This window comes from Oceanobacter sp. ABM4_470, from assembly GCF_056158645.1.
The window spans coordinates 469971-486193 of record NZ_JBSWTR010000001.1 but is presented as its reverse complement, the minus strand read 5'-3'; the positions used below and the strand labels follow the sequence as shown (position 1 = coordinate 486193).

15 protein-coding genes are annotated in these 16223 nt (G+C 55.1%); 11 read left to right on the top strand and 4 right to left on the bottom strand.

Features of this window, described 5'->3' with window-relative positions:
* Positions 1 to 59: 59 nt before the first annotated feature.
* The 11 genes from ACXADJ_RS02175 (at position 60) to ACXADJ_RS02125 (ending at position 11262) form a co-directional block, all read left to right on the top strand.
* Positions 60 to 1601, top strand: coding sequence for a sensor histidine kinase (locus ACXADJ_RS02175; protein WP_475062563.1), 1542 nt, complete (start codon positions 60 to 62; stop codon positions 1599 to 1601).
* Entirely contained in the window at positions 1598 to 2971 is a 1374-nt protein-coding gene (locus ACXADJ_RS02170; RefSeq protein ID WP_475062561.1) for a sigma-54-dependent transcriptional regulator, read from the top strand. Before ACXADJ_RS02175 ends, ACXADJ_RS02170 begins: the two co-directional genes overlap by 4 nt.
* A gap of 581 nt (positions 2972 to 3552) precedes the next feature.
* Positions 3553 to 4143 carry a GspH/FimT family pseudopilin gene (locus tag ACXADJ_RS02165; protein ID WP_475062557.1) on the top strand — a complete coding sequence of 197 codons (591 nt, stop codon included), beginning with the start codon at positions 3553 to 3555 and terminating at the stop codon, positions 4141 to 4143.
* 117 nt (positions 4144 to 4260) lie between these two features.
* Positions 4261 to 4827, top strand: coding sequence for a pilus assembly PilX family protein (locus ACXADJ_RS02160; protein ID WP_475062555.1), 567 nt, complete (start codon positions 4261 to 4263; stop codon positions 4825 to 4827).
* 9 nt (positions 4828 to 4836) lie between these two features.
* Positions 4837 to 5175 carry a hypothetical protein gene (locus ACXADJ_RS02155; protein WP_028293418.1) on the top strand — a complete coding sequence of 113 codons (339 nt, stop codon included), beginning with the start codon at positions 4837 to 4839 and terminating at the stop codon, positions 5173 to 5175.
* Positions 5176 to 5186: 11 nt separating this feature from the next.
* Positions 5187 to 8090, top strand: coding sequence for a pilus assembly protein (locus ACXADJ_RS02150; RefSeq protein ID WP_475062553.1), 2904 nt, complete (start codon positions 5187 to 5189; stop codon positions 8088 to 8090).
* Positions 8087 to 8749 carry a hypothetical protein gene (locus ACXADJ_RS02145; RefSeq protein ID WP_475062551.1) on the top strand — a complete coding sequence of 221 codons (663 nt, stop codon included), beginning with the start codon at positions 8087 to 8089 and terminating at the stop codon, positions 8747 to 8749. Before ACXADJ_RS02150 ends, ACXADJ_RS02145 begins: the two co-directional genes overlap by 4 nt.
* A complete protein-coding gene (locus ACXADJ_RS02140) occupies positions 8750 to 9241 on the top strand; it encodes a GspH/FimT family pseudopilin (RefSeq protein ID WP_475062549.1) in 492 nt (163 codons plus the stop codon).
* A 5-nt stretch (positions 9242 to 9246) separates the two neighbouring features.
* Positions 9247 to 9864 (top strand): type IV pilus modification protein PilV, encoded by a 618-nt coding sequence (gene pilV / locus ACXADJ_RS02135; RefSeq protein ID WP_475062547.1) that lies wholly within the window; start codon positions 9247 to 9249, stop codon positions 9862 to 9864.
* Between the two features lie 46 nt (positions 9865 to 9910).
* Positions 9911 to 10795 (top strand): PilW family protein, encoded by an 885-nt coding sequence (locus ACXADJ_RS02130; RefSeq protein WP_475062545.1) that lies wholly within the window; start codon positions 9911 to 9913, stop codon positions 10793 to 10795.
* 2 nt (positions 10796 to 10797) lie between these two features.
* Complete coding sequence (locus tag ACXADJ_RS02125; RefSeq protein WP_475062543.1) at positions 10798 to 11262, top strand: type IV pilin protein; 465 nt, start codon at positions 10798 to 10800, stop codon at positions 11260 to 11262.
* Positions 11263 to 11339: 77 nt separating this feature from the next.
* Here ACXADJ_RS02125 and ispH read toward each other — a convergent pair whose 3' ends face one another.
* The 4 genes from ispH to ileS are packed head-to-tail and all read right to left on the bottom strand — an operon-like array spanning position 11340 to position 16210.
* Positions 11340 to 12284, bottom strand: coding sequence for a 4-hydroxy-3-methylbut-2-enyl diphosphate reductase (ispH, locus tag ACXADJ_RS02120; protein ID WP_475062540.1), 945 nt, complete (start codon positions 12282 to 12284; stop codon positions 11340 to 11342).
* Position 12285: 1 nt separating this feature from the next.
* Positions 12286 to 12741 (bottom strand): FKBP-type peptidyl-prolyl cis-trans isomerase, encoded by a 456-nt coding sequence (gene fkpB, locus ACXADJ_RS02115; protein ID WP_028293413.1) that lies wholly within the window; start codon positions 12739 to 12741, stop codon positions 12286 to 12288.
* 29 nt (positions 12742 to 12770) lie between these two features.
* Positions 12771 to 13304, bottom strand: coding sequence for a signal peptidase II (gene lspA / locus ACXADJ_RS02110; protein WP_475062538.1), 534 nt, complete (start codon positions 13302 to 13304; stop codon positions 12771 to 12773).
* Entirely contained in the window at positions 13304 to 16210 is a 2907-nt protein-coding gene (ileS, locus tag ACXADJ_RS02105) for an isoleucine--tRNA ligase (RefSeq protein WP_475062536.1), read from the bottom strand. The genes lspA and ileS overlap by 1 nt, the downstream gene beginning before the upstream one ends.
* Positions 16211 to 16223: the final 13 nt, after the last annotated feature.

Below are 16223 nucleotides of genomic sequence, written 5' to 3'. Positions count from 1 at the left end.
TCTGGAAATTCTTGCTGGCAGGCAAACCTTTGCAGATAAAATTTTCAGGATGAAATGACATGAACAACACCATGAGCGACCTGATCGTCAACGGCAACCGGTTGCTCAAGCTCTACAGCTATTTCTCCCTTGGCATTGCCCTCATCATCATGGCGCTGCACGTGGTGGCACCGGAAGCCAGCCTGATTGGCCGGGATGCCATGAGCGCCAGTCTGGTGGCGACCATTCTCTACGTTGTCATTGCCGCCAGTTTCGTAGCCGTCGCCTCGCTTGGGCCTGATGTACAAATGGCCACCAGCTACTTCTTTCTGGAAACCGCCATTCTGTCGGTGTTGATGTTCGCCTCCGGCGGTCTTGATACCGGCTTTGCCAGCCTGATTCTGGTCAGCGTGGTGGTCGCTAACCTGATTGCACCGGGGCTGCTCGGCTATGCGGTGGCGGCCTGGACCACCCTGGCCATCCTGATCATTCAGCACTTTTGGCCGGACCGTTACGACGCCTCGGAGCTGGTGAACTCCGGCGTGTACGGCTTTATCTGCTTTTTGTTGGCCGCCCTTACCCAGGCACTGTCTTATAAACTGAACAGCGCGCTGGAGCTTGCGACATCGCAAAACATGCACCTCAAACGTCTGCGAGACATCAGCTGGCAAGCGCTGGCTGAAATGCCCAACGGCATCATCGCCTGTGACGCTTCGGACCAGATCATTTTCTACAACCAACGCGCGCAACAATGGCTGGGGCTGGTGCGAGGCCAGATGAATCCATTGCCCGAGCCACTTCGTCAACTGGAGCGAGACGATCGTTCGGTGGTCGAAGTTAACGGCATTACACTGCGCGCCCGCCGCGCTGCGCTGCCGCAATCTGAACCTGGCGATTATCTGGTGTTTCTGGAAGATCAAAGCCGCATTGCCACTCAGGCTCAGCAATTAAAACTGGCCTCATTAGGTCGACTCACCGCCAGCATTGCCCACGAAATCCGCAACCCGCTTTCCGCCTTACGACAAGCCAGCCAGCTGCTGGCCGAAACGGATTACCTGAAAGAAGACGAGCTGTATCTGAGCCAGGTGATCGAGCAGCACTGCCTGCGGATCAACCGCACGGTAGAAGACATTCTGCAACTGAGCCGCAAACGCACGCCTACCATTGAGCAGATCCGTCTGAAGCCCTGGCTGGAGCACTTTCGCGAGCAATTCAGCGGCCTCAACCACGACCACGCTTTCCAGCTATTGATTCATTGCGAAACCGACACTCTGGTGTCGTTCGACCCGGACCACTTGCAGCAGATTCTGCACAATCTCTGTAGCAACGGCCTGCGCTATGCCCTCAAGCGCCATCCCAATGGCGCACGACTGGTACTGGCAGTGCAACGAGATAGCCTCGAGCGGGTACAGTTGGACGTAATGGACAATGGCCCTGGGATTGACCCGGAAGAATCCAAACACTTGTTTGAGCCCTTCTACACAACCGAACATAATGGCACCGGATTAGGCCTGTATTTGTGCCGTGAATTATGCGAAGCCAATCAGGCCAGCATCCAATATCAGCGCACAGCCACCGGCTCCTGCTTTCGCCTGACACTGAAAACGGAAATTGTTGCATGAAAAAGTACTCGGTCCTGGTTATTGACGACGAGCCAGACATTCGTCAGCTGATCTGCATGACGCTCAGCCGTATGGACATGGAGTGCTATCAGGCCGGTAATGTCAGTGAAGCCCTGCGCCTGCTGCCAGAGCGGGCTTATCATTTCTGTTTGACCGACATGAAGCTGCCAGACGGCAACGGCATGGAGATCATCCAGCTTTGCCACGCCCGCTACCCGGACATGCCGGTTGCCATGATCACCGCTTACGGCTCCATGGACATGGCAGTGAACGCTCTCAAGGCCGGTGCGTTCGACGTGGTTGCCAAACCGCTGGACATCAGCCGTCTGCGCGAACTGTCGCAACAGGCACTGAAGCTGACCAAGGTGCCGCTGCACCTGGAATCCCTGCCTTCCAGCGACGCCCTGCTGGGCCGTTCCGCCTCGATGATGGAGCTGAAGGAAAAGATCCAAAAAGTCGCCCGTACCCAGGCACCGGTGTTTATTTTTGGCGAGTCCGGTACCGGTAAGGAGCTGGTTGCCCGCCTGATTCACCATCAAAGCTCCCGCGCTGAAGAACCATTTATTGCGGTCAACTGTGGTGCCATCCCCAAAGACCTGATGGAAAGTGAGTTCTTCGGCCATAAAAAAGGGGCTTTCACCGGCGCTGGGGCTGACAAGGATGGTTTCTTCAAGGCCGCCGAGGGTGGCACCCTGTTTCTCGACGAAGTGGCCGAACTGCCGCTGGATATGCAGGCCAAGTTACTGCGGGCCATTCAGGAAAAGGCCATCCGGGCGGTTGGCTCTGAGCATGAAGAAAACATCAACATTCGTATTCTCAGTGCCAGCCACAAAAATCTGGAGGAGATGGTAGAAGCTGAAACCTTCCGCCAGGATTTGTTCTTCCGCCTGAACGTGATTCAAATTGATGTGCCGCGCTTAAGCCAGCGCCCGGACGACATTCCCACTCTCGTTAAACACTTCATCCGTAAATACAGCGAGGAATGGGGCATGCCCGCCACGTCCGTCAGCGACAGCGCCATGCAGGCCCTGCTGGCCTATGGCTACCCGGGCAACGTAAGGGAACTGGAGAACATTCTTCAGCGCGCGGTCACCATGGCGGAATCCGACCAGATTGAACTGGCCGACCTGGACCTCAAGCAAGCCATCAGCCAACCCGGTGACGACCGAACCGATTCTGACGCACTGTACCCGCCGGAAGACGAACGCATTGAAACCAACAACCTCGAAGGCTACCTCGAGAACATTGAGCGCCGCGCCATCACCCAGGCACTGGACGCCACTCGTTGGAATAAAACCGCCGCCGCCGAAAAGCTCGGCATCAGTTTCCGGGCACTCAGATACCGCTGCAAGAAACTGGATATCGAGTAACGCGCTCACTTTTCACCTAGGGTCCCTCTGAAAAGCTCGGTGCCCGCTCTGGATGACAGGGCGAAGCTGAGTCACGAAGCTGATTTGCAGGCCTGACGGGTCAAGTCAAAAATCAGCGACACAGAGTCAGCAATGCCCTGCCATCCCCGTAGGGTGCGGCCTGCAGCCCGCCAGAACGGTGTTGGCGAATTTGAAAAGGGCCCGTCATTTCGCTGCATTCGTCGCCTTGTTCTGACAACCTGCAGGACACGCGCACGACTGCATGGATGCAGGAGGTAGGGCGAAGCAGGAAGCCAGAGCCGAGAGCTGTGCAGAGTTTTTCAGAGGGTCCCTAGCTTCCCCTGTTTAACACGGCAGCCCCCTTTGCTCTCGCCACCCGCACGCAAAACTCACTCTGGAGTATGAGTTTTTATTTTCAAAACTCATACTCGCGGGTCATGTGCACAATGCAAAAGATCGGTAACCTAGGGACCAAGCAAGGGCACTGAACCTCCTCTCATTGGGGAGCGCGCCCACAAGAAAGCCGCAACGGATTGCGGCGACAGACAAGTAGTACTTTCGATACGTCAAGGAGGACGTTTATGCGAAGGAATGCAACGTCGTGCCCGCGGAATATTGGGCCTGGAACACTAGCGGGCTTTACCCTGCTGGAGTTAATGGTTGTCATGGCCGTGCTTGGCATATTGTCGTTTTGGGCGGTGCCGGGCATGAACGGCATGATTCAGAACGCCGAAGCCAGAGCCGAAATACGCGCACTGACCAGTGCCATTAACGACGCACGCCATCAATCCATCCATACCCGCATTCCGCATACCCTGTGCCCACTGGACACCAGTAACCGCTGCAAAACCCAATGGCGTAACCCGCTGACCCTGTTTCTGGATTTCAACCGCAACCGCCGTTTGGACTCGGGGGAATCCGTGCTCCGAACAATTCCGGCCGCCAAAGCCAACGTTTTCAGAAACTACCCCCGCACCGCTTTCTCCTTTGACCCGAGGGGCTTTGCCGGAGGATTCAATGGCAGCTTTCAATACTGCTACACCGACAGCCGTGGCCGCCAGCACGGCAAGGTACTGATCGTGTCCCGTCAGGGCCGTGTAAGAGAGGGCAGGGACACAGACGAATCAGGCCTACCAGAGCTACCAAATAACCAGGATGTGACCTGCTTCTAAAAAATAACACCTGGCCGGCCGCTTATCCCCGCTCAGGAACCACTGGTCTTAATCCGGTGGTGCCTTGCCTGCACAAGGGTATTCTGGCTATCAGGTACCAATTCCCCGGATTCCATTATGAGACGTTTGCTACGCAACCCGAATCGCTCAGACGCTCGGCCCAACCGCCAACGCGGTTCGGCCCTGATCGTCAGCCTCGGTGCACTGACCGCCATCACCGTTGCCGCGACTGTGGCAATGCAGCAAAGCACCCTGCAAGTACGCATGGTGACCAATATGAAGGTCAAGCAGGAAACCTATGTTGCCGCCGACAGCTATCTGGAAACCGCATTCAATTCCCTGCAGCGTAGCGAAACCCGACCAGTATCGGCGCTGATGCAATCCGGCGATGAGTCAGCACACATCAATGCCTTTGATCAGTACCCAAACTGGGACCGCCCATCCATCGGCAAACTCAAATCCGTTGGTGGCGTCACCGTGACCATTGCGTATGCCAATGATCAGGTATCCGATGCCACCCAGGGCAATACCAAAAGTGCTTGCTTGCGATGCAACAAAGGCAATTCAGCCTCCACGTCATCTCTGAATCCGTTCTACATGACCAGTACCGCCGTAGATAATTCAGGCAATATCGCTTCATCAGTGCAGCTGGGTGTACTGATTGAAGGCGCGGCCCAGAACTGAGGAATAACCATGAAACAACTGCTAGTGACTGCCGCCATGTTGATTGGCTTTTCACCGCTTCAGGCCGAAACGCTCAACCGCCACATTGCCTATTACATTCCAGGAACCGATCTGGTGACGTTTTCTCGCTCGGCCCTGACTGCACGTCTGTGCGACGACTGTGCGACTGAACGGTTTTCAGTCGATGCGGACACCCTGTTTCAGGAACGTCAGTCCAATATCGACCTGAGCCGGGCCACCGAGCTGTACCTTCGGCGCAACCAGGAACTGATTTTCATCGGTGTTGATCGTGAAGATAACAGCATTGATTACATCAATTTTGGCGGCTACGCCAGCGACGAATACTAAGGAGAACCGGGATGCGTATTTACTGGCTGCTACTGACCGCGCTCGGTCTTTTTCATAATGCCCTCGTGATGGCCGACGATACTGAGATTTATGTATCGAACAACAGCGACACAACACCAAACGTTATCTTCCTGATGGATACCTCCGGCAGTATGGGTTCAAGCACCTGGGACGATGAAGCCGGTGAGTGGACGACACGCCTCAAGGTTGTTCAAGAGGTTGCGTCAGACGTAATCGCCAACACCAGTGGTATTAATATCGCCATTGGCCGGTTCAACGAAAACTCGGAAGGTGGCCGACTGAGCAGCCCATTGTTGCCCATTGAGAATACCGGTGTACGGGATATGGTGCGGGAAATTCTCTATGACTACAGCGCCAGCGGTGGTACTCCCCTGACGGAAGCCCTGTACGAAATGGGTTCCTACTATCGCGGTGTAGACCGCAAGTTCGGCAGCACCACCACAGAATACGATGACTTGTGCATGGTCTGGGAAGAACAGGAAATTGAGTCTGACGATGACGATAGCAGTGGTTCTGGCAGCGGTGGTACCACCACAGCAGTGAATAGCAGTGTCTGGTGGTATGTCATGATCGAGAACGGTTATTCATCCGTCATGGACTACTACTACATCGAAGATGATGACTGGAAAGATTACGACGACCTTACCATCGTATCCGAACAGCGCCGTGGTCGCGGTCGTGGTCGCGGCAACACTCAAACCGTCACCGACAGCAATGCCTACTATTACCTCGCCGTAAACAACATCAGCGAGGCAGAATACGGCCAAGGTGATGTCCCTTGGTTCATGACCCTGCTGGACTCGTCCTACTGGACCACGCTGTTTAATTTCAGCACCGACTCCTATGTTGACTACGACGACCTGTACTACTGGACCAAAGTGGCTCTCTGGTACAACTACGGCATTGGTGAAACCCAGTATGAAGCCTATACAACAACCACTCTGGACCCCATCGATACTGGCAGCGGTGGTGACGATGATGAAGAAGTCGAGACCGAGCTTGTCTGTACCGAATACCTGAATCTGGACGATGTATTCAGTAACGGCCAGTACGTATCCCCAATCGAAGACGAGTGCCAGTCAAACCACATTGTGGTGTTCACCGACGGTGAGCCAAATGGCGACAACAGCGCCAACCAACAAATTCGCGCCATGCTGGATGAACTGCCAAGCGAAGACTTCCCCAACGACAGCGATTTCAGTGCCAATTGCTCAGGCCATGGCGGCTGTGCCGAGGAACTCGCCTATGCCCTGTACCACGGCGATGCGTCGGATGAATACGATGGTGACCAACCGGTATATGTACATACCATTGGTGGCTTTATCGGCGGCACCTATGAGGAACGCCTGAGCGACATGGCCACATACGGTGGCGGTGTATCCGGCTCAGGTTCTGATGCCGAAACCCTTCGCAGTGCGTTGACATCGGTATTTGAAAATATCACCGAAAGCTCCGGTACCTTTGCGGCACCTGCGGTAACGGTAAACGCCTTCAACAACCTCGAGCACCTGGATCAGCTGTACTACTCCGTGTTCAGCCCATCAGCAACCGGCGGCTGGACAGGTAATATCAAACGCTACCGTCTGGATGTATCGACCGAAATCCGCGACATGAATAATGACCTGGCGGTCGATGAAACCACCGGTTACTTCGCAGACAACGCCCGTAGCTACTGGACTCTCGATGAAGATGCACCGGATGGAGAAAACGTGACGCTCGGCGGTGCTGCACGCCGTCTGACGGACCCGGATGAACGTCAAATTGTCAGTAATATTGTTAGCAGAAACCTGACCGATTCAGGGAACCGTATAACACCAACCAATACATCCCTGCTGACGCTGACCGCGTTTGAAGATCTTGCCACAGAAGAGCGGACCGAAGCCCTCTACTGGTTGTCCGGTTACGACACAGACTCAGCCAATAACGCTTCTGCACGTACAGAGATTGAAGACCCTCTGCACAGCCGTCCACTGTTGCTGACTTATGGCTCCATGACCACCAATGCGGGCGATACGCTGCCGGATACCACCATGTTTGTCGGTACCAACTCTGGCTATTTGCATGCCTTTGATACCAATGAGGATGACCCCAAAGAGCGTTTCGCGTTTCTGCCCAAAGACCTGATGTCCAGTGCTCTGGCGTATTACCAGAAAGACACCAGTAAAACCTACGGTCTGGATGGACGTATTTCTCACTACCACATTGACGAAAACAACAATGACATCATCGATTCAAGCGAGGTTGCATTGCTTTATGTCGGTATGCGTCGAGGTGGCCGCAATTACTATGCACTGGATGTTTCCGATCGCGACGAACCCAAACTCGCCTGGCAGATTTCCGGTGGCGACGACAACTTTGAAGAACTGGGTCAGAGCTGGTCAGAAATGACGCCTATCACGATCCTCTGGAATGGCCAGGAAAAAGACGTACTGGTGTTTGGCGGAGGCTACGATGAAGCTGAAGACGAATACAACCAGCGGACAGACCACGCTATGGGCAATGCCATCTATATGGTTGACCCCATCACCGGTGAGTTACTCTGGAAAGCATCCAAAACCGGCGCTGACCTGAACCTCAGCGAGATGACCAGCGGCTTTGCCAATGACATTGTGCCAGTGGACTATGATGGTGACCGTGATATCGACATCCTCTACGCAGCCGATCTCGGTGGCCGAATCTGGCGCTTTGATCTGGCTCAAACCGATGACGATTCCTCATCGCCTTCCACTTTCGCAAAAGGCGGTGTCGTTGCTAATCTGGGCTCTGACAATACGGAAATCAGCAATGTCCGCTTCTTCAGCTCGCTGGATGTGTCCTACATTGATGAAGGCACCTTCGAGACCGAATCCAATGGCCAGACCATTGAGTTTTCCCAGGACGTTATCAGCTGGTGATCGGCTCCGGTTATCGAGCCCACCCGTTGAACACCACCACGGTCGATAACATCTACTTTATCAACGACTTTGACACCACCACGGTGCCTGACAGCTATCCAAATCTGCAGAAAAGCGATTTGGCGGACCTGACCAACACCGGCTCCAGCACGCTGGCTCAACAACGGGCTGGCGCCTACTACAAGCTGACCGAAAGTGGCGAAAAAGTGTTGTCAGATGCCATCACCATGGACGGCTATAGCTACGTCACCAGCTACAAGCCGGAAGCTACATCCGCGCGTTCTGGTTGTGAGCCGGACATTGGCGAGAGCACCGTCTACCGTTTCCGTCTGGTTTATAATGCCGGGGTTCTGGAGCCCGAAATCGACATCATTGCTTCGGGCATGCCAGGCATCGTGGATACGCCGGTTGTGATTCGTCAGGAAGTGACTTGCGATAGCGTGACAGGAGCATGTTACGATGCCGATTACGCTGAGGACTCCACAGAATCTGATTCAGATAGCGGTGGTAACGGCGATGACGAGGAAGAGTCTGACAACGACCAGAACGGCTCTACCTATACGGATATTTCAGAGATCATCACCTTCGGCCTTGAAACCGTAGAAGCACCGGATAGCGGTGAAAAGGTCACCAGGACATTTTGGCGAGAACTGCAATAAATGGACGCTGTAACTGCAACAAGACAACCCGCGCACCAGCGCGGGTTTACCCTGATTGAACTCATGGTCACGATTGCCGTGCTGGGTATCCTGGCGGCGGTGGGCGCTCCAGCCATGAGTAATTACTACAACAATCGCCAGGCCGAAGCGATCGGGCGACAGTTAATGTCAGACTTGCAGTTCGCCCGCAACCACGCCATCTCTAACTCTGTCACCGTGTTTATCGCCGGTAATACTTCCTGGGATAACGGCTGGCGGGTCTATGAATCAGGCCAAACCGTCAACTTGAGACAATACCGGCTGTCAGATGAAGCCAACGTCAGTGTCAATTTCGACTCGCAGTCGGGCACGCCCAACACCTTCGGGTTTGATTCATTAGGCAGAGCGACCGCCACCGGTTCACTGACCACCTCGCAGGACAACAGCTCCGGCACCCGTGATTACACCTACACCATCAGCATGGTCGGACAAATCGTCCGCTCAGAGAGTTAATTACCATGACAGCTCCATCCGGAAATCCGCAAGGCGGTTTCAGCCTGATTGAAATCATGGTCACCGTTGCCATCACCACCATTGGTCTGGTGGGACTGATGGCCCTGATGCTGGAGTCGGATCGTTCAGTACAAGACTCCTCAGGTCGGGCCATTGCCGTACAAATGGTCAGCGATATCACCAATCGAATCAGAGCCAACACCGACGGCCTGCCCAACTACCACACCAACGGCGGCAACGTCGATTGCTCAGCAGCTCCTACCCGGCGATGCGCCAATTACCACACAGGCAGCAACAGCGTCGACGCACAGCAATGCAGCGCAACCGAAATGGCGACCTTCGACCTGTGGGACGTAGCCTGTCCGTCAGGCGCCAATGATACCGACGCCGACTTTACGCGCTCAGGCAGTGCCGACTACCTGGCCAACCCATTGCTACGTGTCGATGTCGATCAGGATATCGGCTCAGCGGGCACTAACCTGGATAACGTTCAAATCACCCTGAGCTGGGATGCCAGAACTGGCGGTACCAACAGTCAGGGGCAGTCGGTCTACAACAACGACGACGACATCGTCGAGCGCCGACTCACCATTGTCTCCGAATTCAACATCATCAGTGATTAATACAAGGCGCCTTATGTACAGTACCGGCCTGCAAAAACAACGAGGTATGACACTGGTTGAACTGATGATCGCCGGGGTGATCTCGATCATCGTTGGCCTCGTCGTGATGCAATTGATGATTGGCTCTAACCGGGCCAGTAACCGCCTGGACGGTCTCTCACAGGCGCAGGAAAACGCCCGTTTCAGCATGTCCTGGCTGACAGACCAGATCCGTCACGCCGGTTACGTCGGCGATATTTTCTTCGAAACCGCACCGGGCATTGCCGAACGCTGTACCGAGAACTTTGTACCACCGGCATCCAATGCAGACTGTGTATACGAAGATCTGGCCGGCACACGCAGCGGTGACCGTATTGCTATCCGTCGTTTCTACGTCGATAACGGCGGCACTGACTGGTCCCAGCAGAGCTGTTCAGGTGCGGCAATCCCCGCAGGCATCGACGAGGAGTACCTTGTAGACGTATTTTGGGTGGAAGCAGATGCGGACGCAGACGGCAACCTCAACATTGGCGATGACTACGACGACTGGCTCCGGTGTGCGACCTACCGTGAATCGACCGGCACCATCATTGGCACCGTTCAAACGATTGCCTCTGGTATTGAGTCAATGCAAGTACTCTATACCGCCCCCGGTGCCGGCAATAGTGCTACCCAATATGTAGGCGCCGATACTCTGGCCCCGGCAAGCGTTACAACGGCGCAATCGGGTGAAACCGCTCCGACCAACAGTGATATTGAATACTTGCCCGATGTTACGGCCGTACGCATTGCTATTCTGGCCCGGGCTTTCAGTGATGCTGCCCAGGTAACAGGTGACAGAAGCTACGTTTTGTTGGATGCTGACCCTCTGGTGTTCGATGACCGTGTGCCACGGCAAATTCTGGAAACCACCATTTTCTTACCTAACCGTCCGCTATCAGGGAGTTTGTAATCATGGCTATCTCACGTTTTTGCGCGCAGCGCTCTGTTCGTAAAAACCAGGGTTTCACCTTGATTGAGCTGATGGTGGTGGTCGCCATCATTGGCATTCTGGCGTTTATTGCCATTCCCCAGTATCAGAACTACATCATCCGTAGCATCCGCTCGGACGCTCAGCAGGAAATGATGAGTATTCTGCAGGCTCAGGAGCGCTATTACAGCGATCAATTGAGTTACACAACGGACCTTTCCGATCTGGGTTACAGCGCAGCCACCACAACCATTGTAGATGGCGGTACCACCCGTTACACCATCACCGCCAGTACCTGCAGCAGTGGCACCATCAGCCAATGTGTGCAACTGACAGCCACCCCTGCCAACGTACAAGCCGGTGATGGCAAGCTGGTGGCCGATTCAATTGGCAATCGGACCCGTGCAGTAGGCAGTGATAGCTACGACTGGAATGGTAACAAGCTTTAAATTCCGTTAATCAGGCCCCGGCAGATACAAAAAAAGCCCCGAACAATTCGGGGCTTTTTTGTGGGGCTCAGAAAGAATCAGACTTCTTTCATCCGCAGCTCTTTTGGCAACGAGAACACCACGTTCTCCTGTACACCATCGATTTCTTCTGCCGTTTTGCCACCAAAGCTCTGCAAGCGGCTAATCACTTCCTGCACCAGTACCTCAGGTGCAGAAGCCCCGGCGGTAATACCAACAGCAGTCGCACCTTCAAACCAGCTTTCTTCCAACTCTGAAGCATTGTCCACCAAAAACGCTTTTGCTCCCATACGCTCGCCCAGTTCGCGCAAACGATTGGAGTTGGAGCTGTTCGGGGAGCCGACCACCAGCAGTAAATCGCATTCGGCAGCCAGCTGTTTCACGGCGTCCTGACGGTTCTGGGTGGCATAACAGATGTCGTCCTTGCGCGGCCCCTGAATCATCGGGAATTTAACCCGCAAGGCATCGATGACCTTGGCGGTATCGTCCATCGACAGGGTCGTCTGGGTAACATAAGACAAACGAGAAGGATCGCGCACTTGCAAGGCTTGCACATCTTCCTCATTTTCCACCAGATACATATCACCGCCCTTGCTGTGATCGTACTGGCCCATGGTGCCTTCCACCTCAGGGTGGCCTTTATGGCCAATCAGGATGCACTCACTGCCATCCGCACTGTAGCGAGCCACTTCCAGATGCACCTTGGTCACCAGAGGACAGGTTGCGTCGAACACTTTCAAACCGCGGTTGGCGGCGTTTTTACGCACCGCCTGGGACACGCCATGGGCAGAGAAAATCACGATCGAATCGTCAGGGACTTCGTGCAGCTCATCCACAAAGATGGCGCCGCGATCACGCAGACCGTCGACCACAAATTTGTTGTGAACCACTTCGTGGCGCACATAAATTGGCGGCTCGAACAGGTCCAGGGCGCGGTTAACGATATCAATGGCTCTGTCGACCCCGGCACAGAAGCCTCGGGGGTTGGCGAGTTTAATCTGCATTTCAGCTCTCGGTTTCGGTATCGCTGGCGACTTCCAGAATCTGCACATCAAACACCAGAGGCTTGCCTGCCAGCGGGTGATTGAAGTCGACTTCTACCCAGTCACCTTCAACACTGGCAATGACGCCAGGTAATTCGTTATTGGAGGCATCGGCGAAGGACACCACCAGGCCCGGCGCAATCGGCATGTCCGCTGCAAAATCGGACCGCTTCATGCGCTGGACGTTGTTCGGGTTGTGCTGGCCAAAGGCCTTTTCCGGCGCCACAGTGAAGGTCTTGCGATCGCCAGTCACCAGACCGTACAGCAGCTCTTCAAAGCCTTCCGGCAAATTGCCATCTCCGACCACCATGGTGGCCGGCTGACCGTCAAAGGTGGAATCCACCACCTGATCGTCATCCAGCTTCAGGGAAAAGTGGAAAGAAACTTTGCTACCGCTTGCGATTACGCCCAAGGACATAAGTCACCTCTTGTTTTGATTCTGTGTGGTTAGCTGGCGCCATTACCGGATTTGCTGCCGGAACTGTCATCGGACTTACCGGCCGCAAAGCTGTCTCGCACCACATCCACGGCCATCATGATGGCACCTATGGTAATGGCGGAGTCGGCGATGTTGAAGGCCGGGAAGTAGGCGTTGTCCCAATGCACCGAAATAAAATCGATCACATGACCAAACGCCACCCGATCAAACAGGTTACCCAGTGCGCCGCCCAGAATCAAAGCAAGGGCAATACCAAGCCACGCCGGACGCTTGGGCAACCGGCTCATCCACACAAACAACACCACACTCACCGCTGCAGAAATCAGGGTGAAGAACCAGCGTTGCCAACCTGGCTGGTCTGCCAACATGCTGAACGCAGCCCCGCGGTTATACAGCAGGGTGAAGTCCAGCACCGGCAGCAGAAATACCGGATCGCCGTAATTCAGCATGGCTTCGGCGATTTGTTTGGTCGCAATATCCACCACGAATACTGCGACCGTAATCCAGATCCAACCCAGCGAGGTTGTTTTGAAATTGAACATCAGGCGTACAGGCGAACTTCGCCCTCTCCTTCTACGTTGTCTACACAGCGCTGACACAGAGTCGGATGCTGGGCATTGGTTCCCACAGTCTCGCTGTGGTGCCAGCAGCGTTCACACTTCTCTTCTTCGGAAGCAACAACGGCCACCCGCAGACCATCCAGCTCAGTGGCGTTACCGGCGTCGGCGTCAAAGGCTTCAACGGTAGCCGCAGACGTCAGCAGCACGAAGCGCAGCTCGTTGCCCAGCTGGTCCAGTTTGGCTTTCAGCTCGTCGTTGGCGTACAGCACCACGTTGGCACTCAGGCTGGCGCCAATGGCTTTTTCACCACGGGCTTTTTCCAGCTGACCATTCACGGCTTCTTTAACAGACATCACGGTCAGCCAGTAGTCGTTGCTGAAGCCGGTCTCGGCCAGTACCGGGAAGTCGCTGTACCATTCCGCCAGGAATACAGACTCGCTGCGGTCACCCGGCAGGTTGTCCCAGATTTCCTCAGCAGTGAAGCTCAGTACCGGCGCAATCCAGCGTGCCATGGCTTCCAACACGTGGAACAAGGCCGTCTGGGCACTACGACGTGGCAGGCCGTCGGACTTACAGGTGTACTGACGGTCCTTGATCACGTCCAGGTAGAAGCCACCCAGCTCGGAGACACAGAAGTTCATCAGCGTCTTGGTCAGGCCCTTGAAGTCGTAATCGTTATAGTAGGCGATCACTTTTTCCTGCAGCTGGCGGGTGCAGTCCACCATCCAGGCATCCAGTGGCAGCAGTTCTTCGCCCTTCACCAGATCGGTGGATGGATTAAAGCCTGCAATGTTGGCCAACAGGAAGCGACAGGTGTTGCGCACACGACGGTAAGCATCGGCATTACGCTTCAGAATCTCGTCGGATACAGTCATCTCACCGCTGTAGTCGGTGTCGGCTACCCACCAACGCAGGATGTCACCACCCAGGCTGTTGAGAACTTTCTGAGGCTCAACGGTGTTGCCCAATGACTTTGACATCTTGCGGCCTTCACCATCCACGGTAAAACCGTGGGTCAGTACGGTTTTGTACGGCGCCTGGCCGTAGGCTGCGGTAGACGTCAGCAGCGAGGACTGGAACCAGCCGCGGTGCTGGTCAGAGCCTTCCAGGTACATATCCGCCGGGAAAGTCAGTTCTTCGCGCGCCTTGCACACCGCAGTGTGGGTCACACCGGAGTCGAACCAGACGTCGAGGGTATCGGTCACCTTGACGTAATCGGCAGCGTCGTCGCCCAGCAGTTCGGTAGCGTCCAGCTCGAACCAGGCATCAATACCAGATTCTTCAATTTTCAGCGCAACTTGCTCGATCAACTCAGCAGAACGTGGGTGCAGTTCGCTGCTGTCCTTGTGAACAAACAAGGCGATTGGCACACCCCAGGTGCGCTGACGGGAGATACACCAGTCAGGGCGATCCGTCATCATGCTTTCAATACGCGCCTGACCCCAGCCCGGACGCCATTCAACGGTGTTTTTCACTTCGTGCATGGCCTGATCCAGCAGACCCGCCTGGTTCATGGAGATAAACCACTGTGGCGTCGCACGGAAGATGATTGGGGTCTTGTGACGCCAGCAGTGCGGGTAGCTGTGCTTGATGTTGGCTTTCTTCAGCAGAGCGCCTTTCTCGGCCAGAATGCCCAGCGCGCGGAAGCTGCCCTTGTCGGCAGTGCTCAGGCCTGTCAGTTCCAGAGCTTCCAGCGCCGGGTTGCTGATGAAGTTACCAGCGCCATCAACCAGCATCTGCTCGGAGGTGATGCCGAAGGTCTGACACACGTTATAGTCGTCGGCACCGTGCATTGGCGCGGTGTGAACAGAACCGGTACCGGCGTCTGCGGTGACGTGGTCGCCCGTGATCACAGGTACTTGTTTGGCAGAACCGTCAGACGCTGGCATGAACGGGTGTTTCAAAGCAAACGGAGCCGCTTCGCCTGCCGCTTTTTGTTCTGCAGTCCAGCCGAAGTCTGCGCCCTTGGCGGTGGCCAGAATCTCATAGCCTTCCGCATCGATGCCGTAACGACCCATGGCATCAGCCACCAGATCGGCGGCCAGAATCAGCATTTCGTTCTGTTCTTTCAACAGTACCAGTGAGTATTCCAGCGTTGGATGAACGGATACCGCTTCGTTGGCAGGCAGGGTCCATGGCGTGGTGGTCCAGATCACCAGACTAACTGGCTTGTCGGCCAGCGCAGCATCAGCACCAAATACGGCCAGAATCGCGGCGCTATCAACAAAGTTGAATTTCACATCGATGGCGATGGATTTCTTGTCCTGATATTCCACTTCGGCTTCCGCCAACGCAGAACCACAGTCAGGACACCAGTTCACTGGCTTGAAGCCCTTGTGCAGGTGGCCCTTGTCGATGATTTTGCCCAGCGTGCGAACGATGTCGGCTTCGGTTTTGAAGTCCATGGTCAGGTACGGGTTTTCCCAGTCACCGAACACCATCAGACGTTTGAAGTCGGCACGCTGACCGTCCACCTGCTTGGCGGCGTACTCGCGGCAATGGTTACGGAATTCGCTGGCGCTGACGTTCACGCCGGCCTTGCCGACCTGTTCTTCCACTTTCAGTTCGATCGGCAGACCGTGACAGTCCCAGCCCGGGATGTACGGGGCATCAAAACCACTCATGGTACGGGACTTGATGATCACGTCCTTGAGGATCTTGTTCACCGCGTGGCCGATGTGAATGTTGCCGTTGGCGTACGGAGGGCCATCGTGCAGGATAAACTTGTTACGACCAGCGCGAGCTTCACGAATTTTCTGGTACAGACCCATTTCTTCCCAGCGCGCCAGCATATCGGGCTCGCGCTTGGCCAGGTTGCCACGCATCGGAAATTCGGTGTCAGGCAGGTTCAGGGTCGCTTTGTATTGGCTTTCCACTTTATCGTTCATATCAGCTCGTCGC